This is a genomic window from Veillonella parvula, assembly GCF_040097785.1.
Classification (GTDB): Bacteria; Bacillota; Negativicutes; order Veillonellales; family Veillonellaceae; genus Veillonella; species Veillonella parvula_D.
In genome coordinates, this window is sequence record NZ_JBBNNS010000006.1 from 38,820 (window position 1) to 55,408 (window position 16,589).

General features: G+C 37.3%; 17 protein-coding genes. 13 read left to right on the forward strand and 4 right to left on the reverse strand.

Features of this window, described 5'->3' with window-relative positions; translation table 11 throughout:
* The first annotated feature begins 486 nt into the window (after window positions 1-486).
* From AAA071_RS09075 to AAA071_RS09105, 7 genes are all read left to right on the forward strand, one after another.
* Window positions 487-1,839 carry a pyruvate carboxylase subunit B gene (locus tag AAA071_RS09075; protein ID WP_008602782.1) on the forward strand — a complete coding sequence of 451 codons (1,353 nt, stop codon included), beginning with the start codon at window positions 487-489 and terminating at the stop codon, window positions 1,837-1,839.
* A 449-nt stretch (window positions 1,840-2,288) separates the two neighbouring features.
* Window positions 2,289-3,629, forward strand: coding sequence for a sensor histidine kinase (locus tag AAA071_RS09080; protein ID WP_077708186.1), 1,341 nt, complete (start codon window positions 2,289-2,291; stop codon window positions 3,627-3,629).
* Window positions 3,626-4,315 carry a response regulator transcription factor gene (locus tag AAA071_RS09085; protein ID WP_004693664.1) on the forward strand — a complete coding sequence of 230 codons (690 nt, stop codon included), beginning with the start codon at window positions 3,626-3,628 and terminating at the stop codon, window positions 4,313-4,315. The genes AAA071_RS09080 and AAA071_RS09085 overlap by 4 nt, the downstream gene beginning before the upstream one ends.
* A gap of 666 nt (window positions 4,316-4,981) precedes the next feature.
* The gene (locus AAA071_RS09090; RefSeq protein WP_195213462.1) at window positions 4,982-6,079 is read left to right on the forward strand and encodes a S1C family serine protease; all 1,098 of its coding nucleotides are present in this window, start codon (window positions 4,982-4,984) and stop codon (window positions 6,077-6,079) included.
* A gap of 359 nt (window positions 6,080-6,438) precedes the next feature.
* Entirely contained in the window at window positions 6,439-6,768 is a 330-nt protein-coding gene (locus tag AAA071_RS09095; protein ID WP_004693657.1) for a PadR family transcriptional regulator, read from the forward strand.
* On the forward strand, window positions 6,755-7,330 hold the full coding sequence (locus AAA071_RS09100; protein WP_195213461.1) for a DUF1700 domain-containing protein: 576 nt from the start codon (window positions 6,755-6,757) through the stop codon (window positions 7,328-7,330). The genes AAA071_RS09095 and AAA071_RS09100 overlap by 14 nt, the downstream gene beginning before the upstream one ends.
* 9 nt (window positions 7,331-7,339) lie before the next feature.
* Window positions 7,340-7,750: a transcriptional regulator gene (locus AAA071_RS09105; protein ID WP_195213460.1), complete on the forward strand. Its 411-nt coding sequence runs from the start codon at window positions 7,340-7,342 to the stop codon at window positions 7,748-7,750.
* Between the two features lie 275 nt (window positions 7,751-8,025).
* Here the strand turns inward: AAA071_RS09105 and pyrE are convergent, their stop codons facing one another.
* Together pyrE and pyrF are read right to left on the reverse strand one after the other, a co-directional pair.
* Window positions 8,026-8,613, reverse strand: coding sequence for an orotate phosphoribosyltransferase (pyrE, locus tag AAA071_RS09110; RefSeq protein ID WP_004693651.1), 588 nt, complete (start codon window positions 8,611-8,613; stop codon window positions 8,026-8,028).
* Complete coding sequence (gene pyrF / locus AAA071_RS09115) at window positions 8,610-9,329, reverse strand: orotidine-5'-phosphate decarboxylase (RefSeq protein WP_195213459.1); 720 nt, start codon at window positions 9,327-9,329, stop codon at window positions 8,610-8,612. The genes pyrE and pyrF overlap by 4 nt, the downstream gene beginning before the upstream one ends.
* A 188-nt stretch (window positions 9,330-9,517) precedes the next feature.
* On the opposite strand from pyrF, the gene AAA071_RS09120 reads away from it, so the two are divergent.
* From AAA071_RS09120 to AAA071_RS09135, 4 genes are read left to right on the forward strand one after another with little or no spacing between them, the layout of a single operon-like run.
* Entirely contained in the window at window positions 9,518-10,147 is a 630-nt protein-coding gene (locus AAA071_RS09120; RefSeq protein WP_004693647.1) for a 3'-5' exonuclease, read from the forward strand.
* A 14-nt stretch (window positions 10,148-10,161) separates the two neighbouring features.
* Window positions 10,162-10,824: a deoxyribose-phosphate aldolase gene (gene deoC, locus AAA071_RS09125; RefSeq protein ID WP_278466862.1), complete on the forward strand. Its 663-nt coding sequence runs from the start codon at window positions 10,162-10,164 to the stop codon at window positions 10,822-10,824.
* A gap of 53 nt (window positions 10,825-10,877) precedes the next feature.
* On the forward strand, window positions 10,878-12,179 hold the full coding sequence (locus AAA071_RS09130; RefSeq protein ID WP_316581489.1) for a pyrimidine-nucleoside phosphorylase: 1,302 nt from the start codon (window positions 10,878-10,880) through the stop codon (window positions 12,177-12,179).
* 31 nt (window positions 12,180-12,210) lie between these two features.
* Window positions 12,211-12,606 (forward strand): cytidine deaminase, encoded by a 396-nt coding sequence (locus AAA071_RS09135; RefSeq protein WP_316581496.1) that lies wholly within the window; start codon window positions 12,211-12,213, stop codon window positions 12,604-12,606.
* A 38-nt stretch (window positions 12,607-12,644) separates the two neighbouring features.
* Here the strand turns inward: AAA071_RS09135 and AAA071_RS09140 are convergent, their stop codons facing one another.
* Both AAA071_RS09140 and menA read right to left on the reverse strand, forming a co-directional pair.
* Window positions 12,645-13,463, reverse strand: a complete 819-nt coding sequence (locus AAA071_RS09140; RefSeq protein ID WP_316581490.1) for a MetQ/NlpA family ABC transporter substrate-binding protein — start codon at window positions 13,461-13,463, stop codon at window positions 12,645-12,647.
* 142 nt (window positions 13,464-13,605) lie between these two features.
* On the reverse strand, window positions 13,606-14,508 hold the full coding sequence (menA, locus tag AAA071_RS09145; protein WP_314051018.1) for a 1,4-dihydroxy-2-naphthoate octaprenyltransferase: 903 nt from the start codon (window positions 14,506-14,508) through the stop codon (window positions 13,606-13,608).
* A 245-nt stretch (window positions 14,509-14,753) separates the two neighbouring features.
* Here menA and AAA071_RS09150 point away from each other — a divergent pair, with 245 nt between their 5' ends.
* Both AAA071_RS09150 and AAA071_RS09155 read left to right on the forward strand, forming a co-directional pair.
* On the forward strand, window positions 14,754-15,698 hold the full coding sequence (locus tag AAA071_RS09150; RefSeq protein ID WP_004693634.1) for a hypothetical protein: 945 nt from the start codon (window positions 14,754-14,756) through the stop codon (window positions 15,696-15,698).
* Between the two features lies 1 nt (window position 15,699).
* The gene (locus AAA071_RS09155; protein ID WP_004693632.1) at window positions 15,700-16,479 is read left to right on the forward strand and encodes a hypothetical protein; all 780 of its coding nucleotides are present in this window, start codon (window positions 15,700-15,702) and stop codon (window positions 16,477-16,479) included.
* The last annotated feature ends 110 nt before the right edge of the window (window positions 16,480-16,589 follow it).

The window sequence follows — 16,589 nt, forward strand, 5'->3', positions numbered from 1 at the left end:
GCAGGTTCTTTTGCATGTTTATGCATTTAAAAATATCGGCTTAGTTATTAATAAAATTGATGAGCTTATAAGCATACCGACGTTTATCGAATTACTACATTTATAAATACCGATATATTTTGAAAAGTATTTAATAATAACCAAAAATTATTACGATATAATTTTTAGTTTCTCATTAAAATGAGCAATTACAAAAAAATTAATTTGATTAAACATACATGCTAAACTCTAGTTCCTCTGCAGTTTTTTGTGATATTCATCACGAAAAAATCATCTTTGAATACATGAGATTATGAGTAAATAGCATAATGTGGTTGTTGACAAAGAATTTTATAAGTAGTCTAATATAAGTATGTATTACGATTTTAGCGCGTTTGGCTAGTGTGAGCAGACATCGAAAAAATCGTAAAAAAAATAGGTATGAGATAGTTGTTTAATGAGTGTATAAAGTTACATACACAGACTATTTCGATTTGGAGGATTAACATGGCTAAAAAATTAAGAATTTGCGAAACCGTTCTTCGTGACGGTCATCAATCTATTTTGGCAACACGTATGCGCTACGAACAAATGGAACCAGTGCTCGGCCTTTTAGATGATATTGGTTATGAAGCTCTTGAATGTTGGGGCGGCGCTACTTATGACAGCTGTCTTCGTTTCTTGAATGAAGATCCATGGGAACGCCTTCGCAAATTGAAAGCTAATTTGAAAAATACCCCATTGCAAATGTTGCTTCGCGGTCAAAATTTGTTGGGCTATAAACACTACTCCGACGACGTAGTAGAAGCATTCTGTAATGCGGCTGTAAAAAATGGTATCGACCGTATCCGTATTTTCGACGCATTGAACGACCCACGCAATATGGAAGCTGCTATTAAGTATTCCAAAAAAGCTGGTGCACATGTTCAATCTGCTATGGTATACACAATTTCTCCAGTTCACACAACTGAAAGCTTCTTGAAAGTAGCTGAAACTTTGGTAGAAATGGGTACTGATTCCCTTTGTATCAAAGATATGTCCGGTTTGTTAGGACCTGCTGATGCATATGATTTGGTTTCTACTTTCAAAAAACGTTTTGGCGAATTGCCAATCGACTTGCATAGCCATTTCACTTGCGGTCTTGCTAGTACTACATACTGGGAAGCTGCTAAAGCTGGCGTAGATATCATCGATACTGCTATCTCTCCATTTGCTCATGCAACTAGCCAACCAGCTACTGAAACTATGATTGAAATGTTCAAAGGTACTGAATGGGATCTTGGTCTTGACCTTGATAAATACATTCCATTAGTTGACCACTTCCGTAAAGTAAAACAACAAATCGCAGAAGAATTCAACTTGAAACCAGCTAGTGATGTAATCCCTGCTGTTCGTCGTTACCAAATTCCTGGCGGTATGTTGTCCAATACTCAAAACCAATTGAACGAAATGGGTATGGGTGATCGCTTCTTTGACGTTATGGATGAAATGCCACGCGTTCGTGAAGACTTGGGTTACCCTCCATTGGTAACTCCAACATCCCAAATCGTTGGTACAATGGCTATGATGAACGTTATGATGGGCGACCGTTACAAAATGGTTCCTAACGAAGTTAAAGATCTTGTTCGTGGTAAATATGGTCAATTACCTGGTACAATTTCTGATGAAATTCGTCAAACTATCATTGGTGATGAACAACCTATTACTTGCCGTCCAGCAGATCTTATCGAACCTGAATTGGAAGGTTACCGTCAAGATTTAGCTTCTAAAGGCTACAATGGCATCACTGACGAAGACGTATTGACTTACGCTATGTTCCCAGAAGTTGCTATTAACTTCTTCGATGCAAATCGTCGTTAATCCAAATTTTAAAAGAGGATTCTTAGGAATCCTCTTTTTTTTGACCATATTTAAACTATCCTCATAGAGAAATAGTATAATCCAGTATATAGTTTGTTTTATTAAATGAAGAGATTCAATAGTTGTTTCATTTTTTATATTTTAGCTTTTTTATAAACCGTATAGACAAGTTCCTATTAAAAGGGGAGACTAAGGAACTATGAAATATCAGATATTACCAATTTTCATATCGCCATAAGATACATGGGGGCGTGTGAAAATATAATTTTTACGAAAAGTATTAGATATTAAAAGGGTCGAGATACCTTTGAATAATCGGTCAATTATAAACTACGTATGAAAGAATAGTGAAAAATATGTTGGATATTTGCGTGTTTCACTTGCGTTAAGTATTAAAAATAGCGTAAACTATAGAGAGTATCTACTATTTATGATATTGAGGTAATCCTGTGAATTTACAAATACGAATTTGGATATCCAATGTTGTGCTGTTTGTTGTACCTATTTTAATAGCAATCATCTTATTTTTGCTATATTTTACAGGTTTGCGCATATTGGCCAATGCCGGTTACTATTTGCGTATTGAGCAGGAACAACAGTTTAAAAGTGTCAGTCGAATAACTGAAACCATTACCTTTTATGGGTTAGAAAATGATCTAATTAATAGCTTGGTTAAGCCTAGCTATAGCTTACTTGATCCAAAGGAAGTATATGTTGAAGTACTTGATCAAGGAAGTATGGTGTATAACTACGGTAATCCACAAATCTATAGTGCTTCTGCCATTGTTGGTCTTATTGATGTTAACCCTGAATTACAGGGCATTGTATATCAATCCAATAATACTTTCGTTTATGAAATGAGAAAGTACGATGGACGTCATTCCTATGTATACCATATTGCGATTAGGCGTGCTACTCATGGTAGTGATAGCTTAATGGAATCCGTATCTTTCTATATTATCGTAGTTTCCATATTGCTCTTTATTGTTACATTTTTTGCTATTAACCGATTTGTTACACGATTTATCATGATTCACGTTAAGAACATGACAAAGTCGTTAGAAATGGCAAATCGTCAGATTGAAATGGAACAGGAGCAACAAAAAGAGTTACTCGCTGGTATATCCCATGATATACGAACTCCGTTGACGGCTATTAAAGCGTATGCTGAAGGTGTTCGTGATGGTATTGCACCAACGGAAGAGCAACAAAAAAGATACATGGGAATTATTTTGAAACGGGCCAATGATTTAGATTCTATGTTAGAGGAACTATTCCTCATAACAACTTTGAACTATAAAAAAGAATCTCGTCCATCTGAGCGAATTGAATTAGGTCAGTTTGTACGTGACTTTGTAGAAGATCATTTAGCTCCGTATCAATCGAAGGGGCTTGAGATTAAGGCCCGTATAGCTACGGAAACACCTTTTATCAATGCTAACCCACAATTGTTACAACGTGTTTTGCAGAATGTGTTGAACAATAGTGCTAAGTATAAAATGACCGATATTGGTCACTGCGTCATAGATGTAACGAGTGATGATGATTTTGTATACTGTGTCATCAGTGATGATGGACCAGGTGTGCCGCCAGAATCTCTAGAGCGTCTGATGCGCCCATTCTATCGTGTAGATTCGTCTCGTACGAATCCTCAAGAAGGTAGTGGCCTAGGATTGTCGATTATCCGTCGAATTATGGAAATCTTTGAAGGCCGAGTTATGATTGAAAATGTAAGGCCACATGGTCTACGTATTATATTAGAGTTTCCTAAGCAAGGAGAAGAATCATGAGTGAACATATCTTAATTATTGAAGACGATTTGGATATTGCCAATATTGAGCGTGATTATTTAATGGTGGCGGGCTATGATGTAACGATTATGACTAATGGTACAGATGGCATTGAAGCAGCATTAAATACTCCTGTAGACCTTATTATCCTTGATGTTATGTTGCCAGAAATGGATGGCTTTGAAGTTTGTCGTCAAATTCGTGACAAAGTTCGTGTACCAATCGTTATGGTAACTGCGCGTCTTGACGATATCGATAAAATCCGTGGCTTAGGCGTAGGTGCTGATGATTATATTGAAAAGCCATTCTCTCCATCTGTATTGATTGCGAAGATCAAAGCTATGTTGGCGCAATATAAACGTTTAACAGAGCGCGATGCAATGGAAACAAACGCTATTCAATCCGGTGAAATCCGTCTCGACCCTAAGATGATGAAAGTATGGGTGAATGAAAAAGAGGTTCATCTCAAAAAGAAAGAATTCCAGTTGTTAGAGTTCTTGATGCGTAACCGTGATATTGTATTTAGCAAAGAAGAATTGTATTCTCGTGTATGGGGACTTGACTCCTATGGTGATTATGCAACTGTAGCGGTTCATATTAATCGTTTACGTGAAGAAATTGAGGATAATCCATCCGATAGTAAGCATATTATTACAGTGTGGGGTGTAGGGTATAAATTCGTTTAGTATCGAGAATATGCATTCACATTATACTCACGTTGTTCGTGGCTGTTGATTAGATATGACTTTATAGAGATTTTATTATAGAGATATAATCAAAGGTTTAAGAATTGTTTATATAGTTACTTTGATAGTTTAGATATTCCATGTATACTTATTTAAGTAAGGCTGACTATGACTCTAGATAAGTAATATTTTAACTTCTCTCTCTTAATAAGTTCTCTCTAAAGCTTATCTAGATCACATATACTCTCTCTCAACAGTCCTTACACTCTCAAACTATATGCATAAAGGGCATTTGCTAGCGACGGCTAGTAAATGCCCTTTATGTTTTTTAGATTTTAGATATTTGAATACATTCTATACAGCTTCTTTCAGGATTCTAGGTATTTATCTAGTGGAGGATATACGGTTATAATAATTATACTTTCATAAGAAAAGTTATAAATTGATATCTTGCATTGTAAAAGCAGGCGTACTATAATAGGTTCATCAAAATCAATTTTATAAAATTGATTTTGAGATGATTTGAATTATTGTGAGACGTGGCGTATTTATAAAGTATCATAATTATATGATTTATGATTTGGTTCTTATTTTACCTTTTATAATCATCATTAAGACGTTATGGGTGATGTAGAAGAATATTAAGAAGAATATAAGGAGATCTACATGACATTTTCAAAATATAAGAAAACAGTAATTGCGTGTATTCTTGCTTTGGGTATTGGGGTAGGCGGAGGATACTATTTCTTTGGCAGCCCTGTTAATACGCAACCAACAAACGTGAGAGAACAAACTAAACAGACTAAGCCTATTACTGAAACGCGTAATACCTATGTAGTACAAGCAGCTAAAGAATCTGGGCCAGCTGTAGTAGGGATTACAACACAAGTATTTCAAAAGGATATTTTTAACCGTACTATCTATGCTGGAGAAGGTGTCGGATCTGGTGTGCTTATCGATAATGACGGACATATTATAACAAATAAACATGTGGTAGCGGGGGCTAGAAATGGGGAGGTTACAGTATCATTGTCTGATGGCAGTACGGTGACGGGGACTGTTATAGGTTCAGATTCACAGACGGACTTAGCAGTTGTAAAAATTAAACCTCCAAAAAATATTAAACCTATCAAAATTGGTGACTCTGACTCCTTGCAAGTAGGGGAGCCAGCTATTGCTATTGGCAATCCTTTAGGTCTTGAGTTTAAAGGTTCAGTTACCTCTGGTGTTATTAGTGCCTTAGCACGTACAATTGATGATCAAGGCCAACGATTCCCATTGATTCAAACTGATGCAGCCATTAATCCAGGTAACTCAGGTGGTGCACTTATTAATGCAGATGGCGAGTTAATTGGTATCAACAGCTCTAAAATCTCTAAAGAGGGAATTGAAGGTATGGGCTTTGCCATTCCAATTAATTCCGCAATGACAATTGTTGATTCTATTATTAAAAATGGTAAGGTCATTCGCCCTTATATTGGGGTGTGGGCTGTAGACCGTCAAACTGCAGCGCGCAATAATGTAACCTATGAAGGTGATGGACTTCTTGTTGTTCAACTTGATTCTAATGGTCCTGCTGCACAAGCTGGTCTCGTAGAAGGGGATACGATTGCACAAATTGATGGTAAAGATATTACTACATTACTTGAATTAAAAGAACAAATTGATGCTAAGAGCCCTGGAGATACAATTTTGGTATCCTACACTCATAACGGAAAAATGAAGAGCGCACAGCTTAAATTAGGGGAAGCGTCTTCAAATTAGAATCTAGTAAATAAAACTTAATTAAGTATTCCAATAATGCACTAATTTCTTTTGTAGTGTTAGAAAATCCTCATCTTTTAGATGAGGATTTTTAGTTATAATAGGGTGCTTTAATAGATTTTGTATAAAAAATACCATAAATAAGAAAATTTTTTGAAAAAATTTTTCCTATAAATGCAGAAATTAACTGTGTTTATAGATTAGAAATAGAAAAAAATATATTAAGTTCTAATATTTTTTTTTACAAAGTACCTTGCGTTCCGAGGTACCTTATGTTATTATGTATTTGTCAGTACATGATAGTGACCGTAAGAGAGCTTTCACATTGGCAGGCAAGCACAGCCTAAAAGGGAGGAACTATGCAAGTTCAATTAAAAAAAGGTGTTATGGACATGCTGGTGCTAGCATTATTAACACAAAATGATCGCTACGGATACGAAATCGTAAGCACCATTTCGGAATATATTGAAATATCTGAAGGAACGATATATCCATTGTTTAACAGACTGAAAAAAGAAAAGTATGTTGAAACGTATTTAAAGGAGTCTTCTACAGGCCCATCACGGAAATACTATCATATCACGAACGAAGGCCGTGCAGCATATAACAAGATGCGTCAAGAATGGGATGATTTTTCTGGTGTTATCAATATGCTGTTGAAAGGAGTCGATAATAATGAACAAAAATAGCTTTTTGGATGCATTGCGTAATATATTTAAAAAAGCGCGTGTTGCAGATGTGGAGAGTATTATAGAGGTTTATGAAGAGCATTTTGCGGTAGGTTATGAAAAAGGGCTTACCGATAGTGAGATCATTAAATCCTTAGGGACTCCAGAGGAGATATATGCATCCTACGTAGATGCAGGTATCATTACAGACACAATGAATCTAGATGGTAGCGAAAGTAAATCCGTTAATATGCAGGAAATTTATGCACGATTTGATGATTATAAAGAACGTCTTTTACCTCAATTACCGGGGATGGCTAAAAAAGCATCCAAGACTTTACTCTCTATTGGAAGTGGCTTATCCTATATTGTAGGTGCTCTTATATTCATTATTACACCGGCTATTTTGTTCTTGCTAGGTAGCTCATGGCAACCATTTGAGAATGTTACTGCATTTCCAGTATTGTCCATTGTAACTTTAGTGGCACTTGGTGGTGTAGGTTTATTTGGTGGACTTACATGCGTCTTTGTTGGTACAGAGCTTCGTGGTGTGCGTGAACGTTACTTCCGCAATATGGACTAAGGAGGATCTATGAGACGAATTATAATAACAGCGATTTTAACCGTAATTTGTGCTGTTGGGGCATGTACATCTTTTGCCGTTAATGATTTACCTAATTTTGGTGAATGGATGAAAACGAATGAACAACAGTTTAGAAAACCACATAGACATGATGGTCCTAATCAGTATATGGATAAACATATGATGGATGGAAATAATCGTATGATGCCTAAAGATGGTATGGGGCCAAATAATGGCCAACATATGCACCAAAATGGTCAAAATCAAATGATGCCTCAAGATGGTATGGGACCAAATAATGGTCAGCATATGCACTCAAATGGTCAAATGCCTATGCAAGGCCAACCACCTCAACAACCTAATGGCAATGCACCACAACAACAAACTGATCAAGGTGCACCACAAACTACACAAAACTAACGATACTTTATGAGTCCATTTCTCTCATAAGATATAGAGAACGTGGTCATGAAAGTGCATTCATGGCCACCATAGAGTCACACACTCTATGTGATACATTCGTATCAGAATCTCTCTCTTACACACAATAACTACACACAAACAAAAAGAGCTCCTCAGCAAAGGAGCTCTTTTTGTATCTATTTATAAATATAGATAGTACTTGATGGGCTGGGAATATTTTATTAACTTCTTAATGAAAAACGACCTATGCATGTATATAGGTCGTTTAAAAATTATTTGATGTGTTTAGAGCCACGTTCTGTCATAGCTATGCCGTCTTTGCAAAGAGGGCATTCTTCAGGTTTATAAGTTGGAACTTCAAGATTAAGTAATGCTTGTACCTTTTCGTGAGGTACACCGAATTCTGCTTTACCCCCAGAACGGTTAACAAGAAGGCCTACACCTACGATTTCACCACCGGATTGGTTTACAACATTTACTACTTCTTGTACAGAACCACCAGTAGTTACGATATCTTCAACGATAAGTACTCTTGTGCCTGGCTCGATTTTAAAGCCACGACGTAATGTCATAACGCCTTTTTCGCGTTCTGTGAAGATAGCACGGGTTCCAAGCGCTTTACCTACTTCGTGAGCAAGTAAGATGCCGCCGGTCATAGGTCCAATAACAAGTTCTACATTTTGATCGCGGAAGCGTTCAGCTAATTCTTTACAAAGTTTTTCTGTATATTTTGGATGTTGTAATACATTAAATTTTTCAACATACATTGGACTGTGGAGACCAGATGTCAAAAGGAAGTGACCTTCTAAAATAGCTTGAGTGTCGATCAGTAATTGTTTTACTTCTTGTTCTGTCATCATTTGGATACTTTCTCCATTTCTTCAATAATTAAACGAACTGCTTCACGAGGGCTTTCGGCTTGTGTAATAGGTCGACCGATAACAAGGCGAGATGCTCCATCTTGTAATGCACTAGCTGGTGTAGCAACCCGTTTTTGGTCGTCTGTTGTTGCAAAGGAAGGGCGAATACCAGGGGTAACGATGAGGAAGTCATCGCCACATGCTTCACGAATCATTTTAGCTTCTAATGCGGAACATACAACACCATCCATACCACAGTCTTTAGCGAGTTTTGCAAGGCGAATGACTTGGTCGGAAATTGGTAGCTGACCACCAATAGCAGTCCAAGATTCATCGTCAAAGCTAGTTAATGCGGTGATGGCTAATAATTTTGGGCGTTCTACGCCTAGTTCTTTGCCACTCTCACGAGCCGCCTCAACAGCAGCTTTCATCATGACAGGACCACCTTGACCATGTAAAGTAATTAAACTAGCGCCGAGACGTGTTAAGGAAGCTACGCCATGGGCTACGGTATTTGGAATGTCGTGCAATTTCAAATCAAGAAATACTTGTTTGTTTTGCTCCTGTAAAAAACGAATTGTTTTTGCTCCTTCGGCGTAGAATAGCTCCATGCCGACCTTGTAAAAGCTAACCGAATCACCGAGGGATAATACGATTTCTTTCACTGCATCCATCGTGGATACGTCAAGGGCAACGATTAATCTGTCATCTGCCATGTTGCAACCTCCATACTACATACATATCTAAATAATTTTCACATACTGAGGGCCTATCTGTCAATTAAAATTGGTGTGAATGAGGTGATTATTGGTCACCTTTGAACAGTAGATTATAGTCTATTTCATGCTATAATAAGTAGAGTAAATGAATATAATTCTTATATATAGATTTTGAAAGGAGTCCTATGTTAGATTTTGTTGCATTAGACTTTGAAACAGCAAATAAATTTAAAAATAGTGCGTGCTCCTTGGCGGTTATTACCGTAAAGGACGGACAAATTACCAAAAAGGCATATAGCCTCATCAAGCCTCCGTTTATGAGTTTTGATGATGAGTGTATTGAAATTCATGGTATCCAACCGAAGGATGTTCTTCATGAAAAGACCTTTGATCAGTTGTGGAATGCCATTTATGAAAACCATTTAAAAGGGAATATTATGGTGGCTCACAATGCGAAATTTGATATGAACGTATTGCGTGCTACTTTAGATTATTATAAAATCCCTTGGCCAGAACTAGATTATGCATGTACAGTTAAACTTTCACGTGCGGTATGGCCTGATTTAGTTAATCATAAGTTGAATACAATGGCCGCATATATTGGAGTTGAGTTTAAACATCACTATGCACTGGATGATGCAGAGACTTGTGCAAAGGTTGTATTAGAAGCTGCTAAGTTGAAAGGCGTTAATAGTTTACCAGATTTATTAAAGACTACAGGCGTACCGTTAGAACCATTCATTGATGATAAAAATCGCTCTGCTCAAGATGCATTACATAAAGAGCCAGAACCAGAACAAATGTCGTTCTTTTAGTAAGGAGAGGTACTATGTTGGGGAAAGAATTATTAGCTTATGTAGATCATACATTATTGCGTCCTACAGCTACATGGGATGATATTAAAGAAGTTTGTGAGGATGGTTTAAGGTATAAAACTGCATCTGTTTGTATTCCTCCAGATTTTGTAGCATCCGCCCATGAAGCATATCCAGAACTTAACATATGTACCGTTATCGGCTTCCCTTTAGGATATGAAACAACAGAGGTAAAGGTGGCAGAAACGAAACAGGCCATTGAAGAGGGCGCTTCTGAAATTGATATGGTTATTAATCTTGGAGCTGTAAAGCAAGGTGATTTTGAAGCGGTAACTAGCGAAATTGAGGCGCTTAAGAAGGCTTGTGGTGATAAAATTTTAAAAGTTATTATCGAAACTTGTTATCTTACAGATTCTGAAAAGGTAGCGCTTTGCAAATGTATTACAAATGGTGGCGCAGACTATATTAAAACATCTACTGGATTTGGTAGCGGCGGTGCAAGCCTTGAAGATATTAGACTCTTTAAAAAGCATATTGGTCCTAATGTACAGATTAAGGCCGCAGGTGGTATTCGCTCTATTACGGATATGAAAGCCTATATTGCAGAAGGTTGTAGCCGAATTGGAGCCAGTGCAGCTGTAGAGTTACTAAAGAATCACTTGAACGAAGAAGTATAATAGAAAACCACCTAGGCTATGCTTAGGTGGTTTCTTAGAATGGCGGTGTAACTATGCGTATGTATGATATTATTCTGAAGAAAAGGGCGAACTTGCCGTTAACAGATGAGGAAATCCGCTTTGTCATAGATGGTTATGTAAAGGGGGAAATCCCTGATTACCAAGTGAGTGCGCTCTTGATGACCATAGTTTTTAATGGTATGAATGCTCGCGAACTAGGAACTTTGACCTTGGCTATGGCTCAATCAGGTAATATGGTAGACTTGTCAAATATTGATGGGATTACCGTAGATAAACATAGTACAGGCGGCGTGGGAGATAAGACAACACTTATTATTGCACCTCTCGTAGCCGCTTGTGGCGGCAAGGTGGCTAAGATGTCTGGACGTGGACTTGGTCATACAGGTGGCACTATTGATAAGATGGAATCTATTCCAAATTTAAAGGTATCTTTAGAGCAAGATGCTTTTATCAATCAAGTTAATAAAATTGGTCTTGCTGTTATTGGTCAGTCGGAAGGGCTTGCACCTGCTGATAAAAAGCTATATGCTTTGCGCGATGTGACGGGAACTGTGGATAGTATCCCTCTTATTGCATCCTCTGTTATGAGCAAAAAATTGGCTTCTGGTGCTCAAGCAATTTTGTTAGATGTAAAGGTTGGCAGTGGTGCCTTTATGAAAAACATAGAGGATGCTCGTGAATTGGCTAAAGCAATGGTAGATATTGGAAAGGGAAATGGCCGTTCAATTAAGGCTATTTTGACGGATATGGATCGACCGCTAGGCCATGCTATTGGAAATGCTTTGGAGATTCGCGAGGTTATTGATACGTTGAAAGGTCATGGTCCAGAGGATTTAACGCATGAATGTATTATCATGGCTGCCCACATGCTCGTATTGAGTCATATGTGTGATTATGAAACTGCTCTTAATCGTGTGCAACAAGCATTAGATTCTGGCGTAGCCCTAGAACGATTACGTTTAATGGTTGATGCTCAAGGAGGAGATAGCCGCGTTATCGATGATGAAAGTATATTGACAATCGGCCAGTTTACCTATGATGTGATAGCACCTCAAGACGGTTATATTATCCATATGAATACAGAACAATGTGGGATTGCATCCGTTATGCTTGGAGCCGGTCGCACTGTTAAGGATGGTCCTATCGATTATAGTGCGGGCATCTTGATGCACAAGAAAACAGGCGACTCAGTTACAGTAGGTGAATGTATAGCTACCTTGTATGCTTCTGATGAGAGCTTGCTTTCTAATGCTGCAAAGACATATTTAGAGGCGATTACCTTTGGCGAAACTGCACCAATCATGGCGGATACGATTCTTGATATTGTGGAATGAGGAGATCCATATGATAGAAAAGGAAACTCATATGACAGAACAGGAAATTCAAAACCTTATAGATTGCGCCATCGTTGCTCGTGAGAAAACTTATAGTCCGTATTCACATTTTGGTGTGGGCGCAGCCCTTCTTTGCGAAGATGGAACCATCTATGAAGGGTGTAATATAGAAAACGCTTCTTATGGATTAACTAATTGTGCGGAGAGAACTGCTATATTTAAGGCCGTGTCGGAAGGGCAAACAAAATTTAAAGCCCTTGCCGTAGTTGCTGATACGGAAGGGCCTTGTGCACCATGTGGTGCTTGTCGTCAGGTGATTTCTGAATTTGAAATACCTCGTATTATAATGGCGAATTTAAGAGGGGACTATACAGTTGTTGAATTAGAAGGTTTATTACCTTTTAGATTTGGGGCTGATAACATATAAAAAGAGACCACGTTGATGTGGTCTCTTTTTGGTATACCTTAGAATACAGGAACAATAGCACCTTGGTATTTTTCTTGGATGAATTTGATAATTTCAGGGCTATGAAGTGCAGCCATCAATTTTTTGATGCGAGGGTCATTTTCATTGCCTTTAAGTACAGTTACGATATTTACATAAGGGGAATCGTTATTTTCAATTGCCAATGCATCTTTGCCAGGGTTAAGACCTGCGTTTAATGCAAAGTTAGTGTTGATAGCAGCTAAGGCTACATCGTCAAGGGAACGAGGTACTTGTGCTGCTTCTAATTCTACGAATTGATATTCGTTAGGGTTCGCAGTAATATCTTGTACGGTAGATAAGATGTTTGTAGAGTCTTTTAATGTAATTAGACCTTGTTTTTGTAACAACAATAATGCACGACCACCGTTTGTAGGGTCATTAGGAATAGCGATTTTAGCGCCTTTTGGAAGATCTTTTAAATCTTTGATTTTACGGGAGTATAAACCCATTGGCTCAAGATGAACACCACCGGCAGATACTAAGTCAAGTTTGTGAGCTTTTGCGAATTCCTCCATGTAAGGTACGTGTTGGAAGAAGTTGGCATCAATCTCTTTGTCCCCTAAAGCCAAGTTAGGTGTGTTGTAATCAGTAAATTCAGTGATTTTTAATTCGATATCATCTTTTGCTAAGATTGGTTTAACTTGTTCCAAAATTTCTGCGTGAGGTACTGCTGTTGCCCCAATTTTTAATACTTGTTTGCCATCGCTAGCAGCTTGTTTGTTGTCGTTACCACAGCCTGCGATTAATAAAGCGCCGCCAAGGATTACAGTAGCTGCCAATGCTAAAAATTTTCTCATTAGACACACTCCTTATACAATAATTACATATAAAATATTAAATCTATAGTACTAAATAATTTCCTATCTATCAAGAAGGAATTATTATAGGTTCTCCATAACTAAAAACTATGGAGAACCTATAATATAAGTATGTTCATTTTTAAAACAATTTGCCCATGATAAGTCCAATCGCCCACATTAGTTGATAAATCATAGCGGCCCCAGCGGTAGTGCCCATAGCCTTATCTAGTTGGAACTCATCTGTATTGGTAGATAATGTATGAATTGTTTTGAAAGCTAGTGGTGCTGCAAGGAATGCTAATAAGGTGAACCATGTCATATGGCCTACTATAATCCAAGCAATGATCCAAATAAAATTGAAAATATATGAGATACTCATTAAGCTGAGTGCTCTTTCACGACCAAGCACGATTGGCAACGTGTGACGTCCATGGCTTTCATCATTACGAATATCTCGGATATTATTCGTCAACATGATGGAACCAACTAGCAATGTAGATGGAATTGCAGGAATTAACAGGGCTAAGGATAATTCTCGTATCCAGGCATAGCCTGTAATGAGTACGATAGCAAAACCCATGGCGATACCAGAGGAAATTTCTCCAAATGGTGTTCGAGAAATTGGTTTTGGACCGCCAGAGTAAAGAAAACTAATTAGAATACATAAGAAGCCTACAGGAATGTAGTACCAAGTTATAGTAGCAGATAAATAAAGACCAATAATAATGGGTACAAACATGAGTACTTTAATCATCGTTATAATGAGCTCTGGTGTTATAACGCCACGTGTGATAGAACCAGCATTACCTACCTTTTGACCAGCATCAAGTCCAGATTTAAAGTCTTTATATTCATTCCATAAATTAGCTACAATTTGGGCTGTTACAACAGCTAAAAATATGAGCACTGTATGTAAAATGGCAAGACCTGTACCCTGAGCAGCACCAAATGCGTAATAACTAAAGGCGGCACCTAAAATGGTAGGCCCTAATGCAGCAGCTAATGTGCGAGGCCTAGTGAGGGGAATTAATTCTTGTATCATGTTAAAAGCACACCGAGTGTGCACTCCTTTCCATTTCTCATACATATATCATCTTTACATGTCTATTTATGTATTGTATAGCAGAAAGGTAAGCTTGTAAATTATACTATACAGTTATATATGTCGATATAGTATAATAATTAATATATGCAGTATAGATGATTATCTTTTAAACTTTTAATATATACTGCACGGATTATCTAACAATCTATACATAGTGTATTGTTAAAAAGGTGAGGTGTCTTATGAGAACTCTCAATAAAAAGTTGATGACATTGGCTTGTGCCACCTGTTTAACTGTGGGTATGGGGGCAGTGGCATGTGCTGATACGGTAGATTTAGGTTATGGTATGTACGGCAGTACTTCCCCAACTGTGAAAGCTGTAGAAGTTGTGCACATTTCTACTGATGCAAGATTGCGTAATCAAGAACAAGATAAATTTCTCAAAGTAGCAAATAAATCTGCTGTTGATACTATTAATAATGTTGTGAAAGTACAGACTGGTGTAGCTGTTGAACCAGTGAAGGGGGATTTTCTTGATGGTTACTCCTTCTATCAACTGCAAGGTACTGATAAACAAGGTCATCATACAGGTAGTTTAATTGTTATTAACTATTCTAAAAATGCTATTGATCAAGTTATAGGTATGAATAAGACTATTTTAGAGAAGGGGTCAGATGCGGAAAAAGCTGCATTAAAGCACTCCATCTCTAAACATGTAGAATCTTACTCTAAAGAGACGGCCCAACAACAATTACAAGGCTTAAAAAGCAGTACTGTTGAAGGTACTAAATTAGCTAAAGATCTAAAAACGATAAATGACAAGTTACCTTCTCAAATTATAGGTGTCTTTGATAAAATGCTTGCCACAGATAAGAAATCATCTCCTAAAAGTATAGAAGAGGTCCGTTCTTATGTAGACTTTGTGGCAAAACAAGTGAGCCTAGATGCAACTCATGTAGCGTATAAACCTGTTCAAACTCGCTATGGTACGGCTGTGACAGGCGATTTACGCGGTAGTCTAAAATATGATGGCTTTAGAAATACCTATTCCTTAATTGGTTATGCTGTTCCTACAGATAAAGGTGTATCTTTACAGCTTTTAATGTCTGATGATTCTAGCCATGATTATTGGGCTAATGAGTTGAATCATATGTATCAAACACAATCTCTCAAGGGAGGAAAATAATATGAAATCTTTGAAAGTATTGGCTTGTGCAGCTTGCCTAATGGGTACTGTATCTGGCGTAGGTTTTGCTAAGGATGTACAAACAATTGCAGGATCCATGATAGTGCCTAACAATGTAACTGTTGTTTCTGCATCCAAAACAAATACACGTGATTTTGTAGAAAAACAATTAAATGAGGAATCTTCAAAATCTACGATGTCGAATATGATGGCAAAGGAATTTTTCCAAAACTTTGGTACTAATTTTGATATATACCAATTGCAAGGGGCAGATAAAACTGGTCAAAAAGATGCATTCGTAGTAGCTGTAGATGTTAAACAAATAGCTCAACAAGTGGCTAAAGAAAAGGCTAATGACCCTATGTTTATAGCGGCAATGGCCGCTCTTGATAAAGGTCAAATTGATCCTGTAACAGAGCAACTTCTATTAGGAACAATAAATAAACAGATTCCCACTAGCACAACGGTAGTTCCTTTAAATGGACCAATTAATGTATCTAGTCGTGATCCCCAAAAAGCAACGATTATGCCTAAAACACTTAAAACTCTAACCGTAGAAAATGCAGAACAAGTACATCCGGTGGCTGGTACAAAATATCAAACATATGCAGCAAGCTCTCGCTTGTTATATGCAGATGGAAATGTACAAACTCCACTCTATGCAAATGCTGCATTTGTGTTGAAGCCAGGAAAACCAGTGTTGTATGTAGGTATAACAACTGATGTACAACGTGATTATTTCAAACCAATATTTGACAATGCATTCAAATCAATTAAATAATTGGTTATATACGTACTTTTATTTTATATGTGATATATTGAGGTAAGTCATATATATTGAGGCATCAACATGAGTTTCGCGCCTTAAATATAGTCATATTAATTTATATT

Excerpts from the sequence above, each read along its gene's own strand:
- AAA071_RS09075 (WP_008602782.1), top strand. The coding sequence starts at position 487 with ATGGCTAAAAAATTAAGAATTTGCGAAACCGTTCTTCGTGACGGTCAT.
- AAA071_RS09085 (WP_004693664.1), top strand. The coding sequence starts at position 3,626 with ATGAGTGAACATATCTTAATTATTGAAGACGATTTGGATATTGCCAAT.
- AAA071_RS09090 (WP_195213462.1), top strand. The coding sequence starts at position 4,982 with ATGACATTTTCAAAATATAAGAAAACAGTAATTGCGTGTATTCTTGCT.
- AAA071_RS09095 (WP_004693657.1), top strand. The coding sequence starts at position 6,439 with ATGCAAGTTCAATTAAAAAAAGGTGTTATGGACATGCTGGTGCTAGCA.
- AAA071_RS09100 (WP_195213461.1), top strand. The coding sequence starts at position 6,755 with ATGAACAAAAATAGCTTTTTGGATGCATTGCGTAATATATTTAAAAAA.
- AAA071_RS09105 (WP_195213460.1), top strand. The coding sequence starts at position 7,340 with ATGAGACGAATTATAATAACAGCGATTTTAACCGTAATTTGTGCTGTT.
- pyrE (WP_004693651.1), bottom strand. The coding sequence starts at position 8,613 with ATGATGACAGAACAAGAAGTAAAACAATTACTGATCGACACTCAAGCT.
- pyrF (WP_195213459.1), bottom strand. The coding sequence starts at position 9,329 with ATGGCAGATGACAGATTAATCGTTGCCCTTGACGTATCCACGATGGAT.
- AAA071_RS09120 (WP_004693647.1), top strand. The coding sequence starts at position 9,518 with ATGTTAGATTTTGTTGCATTAGACTTTGAAACAGCAAATAAATTTAAA.
- deoC (WP_278466862.1), top strand. The coding sequence starts at position 10,162 with ATGTTGGGGAAAGAATTATTAGCTTATGTAGATCATACATTATTGCGT.
- AAA071_RS09130 (WP_316581489.1), top strand. The coding sequence starts at position 10,878 with ATGCGTATGTATGATATTATTCTGAAGAAAAGGGCGAACTTGCCGTTA.
- AAA071_RS09135 (WP_316581496.1), top strand. The coding sequence starts at position 12,211 with ATGACAGAACAGGAAATTCAAAACCTTATAGATTGCGCCATCGTTGCT.
- AAA071_RS09140 (WP_316581490.1), bottom strand. The coding sequence starts at position 13,463 with ATGAGAAAATTTTTAGCATTGGCAGCTACTGTAATCCTTGGCGGCGCT.
- menA (WP_314051018.1), bottom strand. The coding sequence starts at position 14,508 with ATGATACAAGAATTAATTCCCCTCACTAGGCCTCGCACATTAGCTGCT.
- AAA071_RS09150 (WP_004693634.1), top strand. The coding sequence starts at position 14,754 with ATGAGAACTCTCAATAAAAAGTTGATGACATTGGCTTGTGCCACCTGT.
- AAA071_RS09155 (WP_004693632.1), top strand. The coding sequence starts at position 15,700 with ATGAAATCTTTGAAAGTATTGGCTTGTGCAGCTTGCCTAATGGGTACT.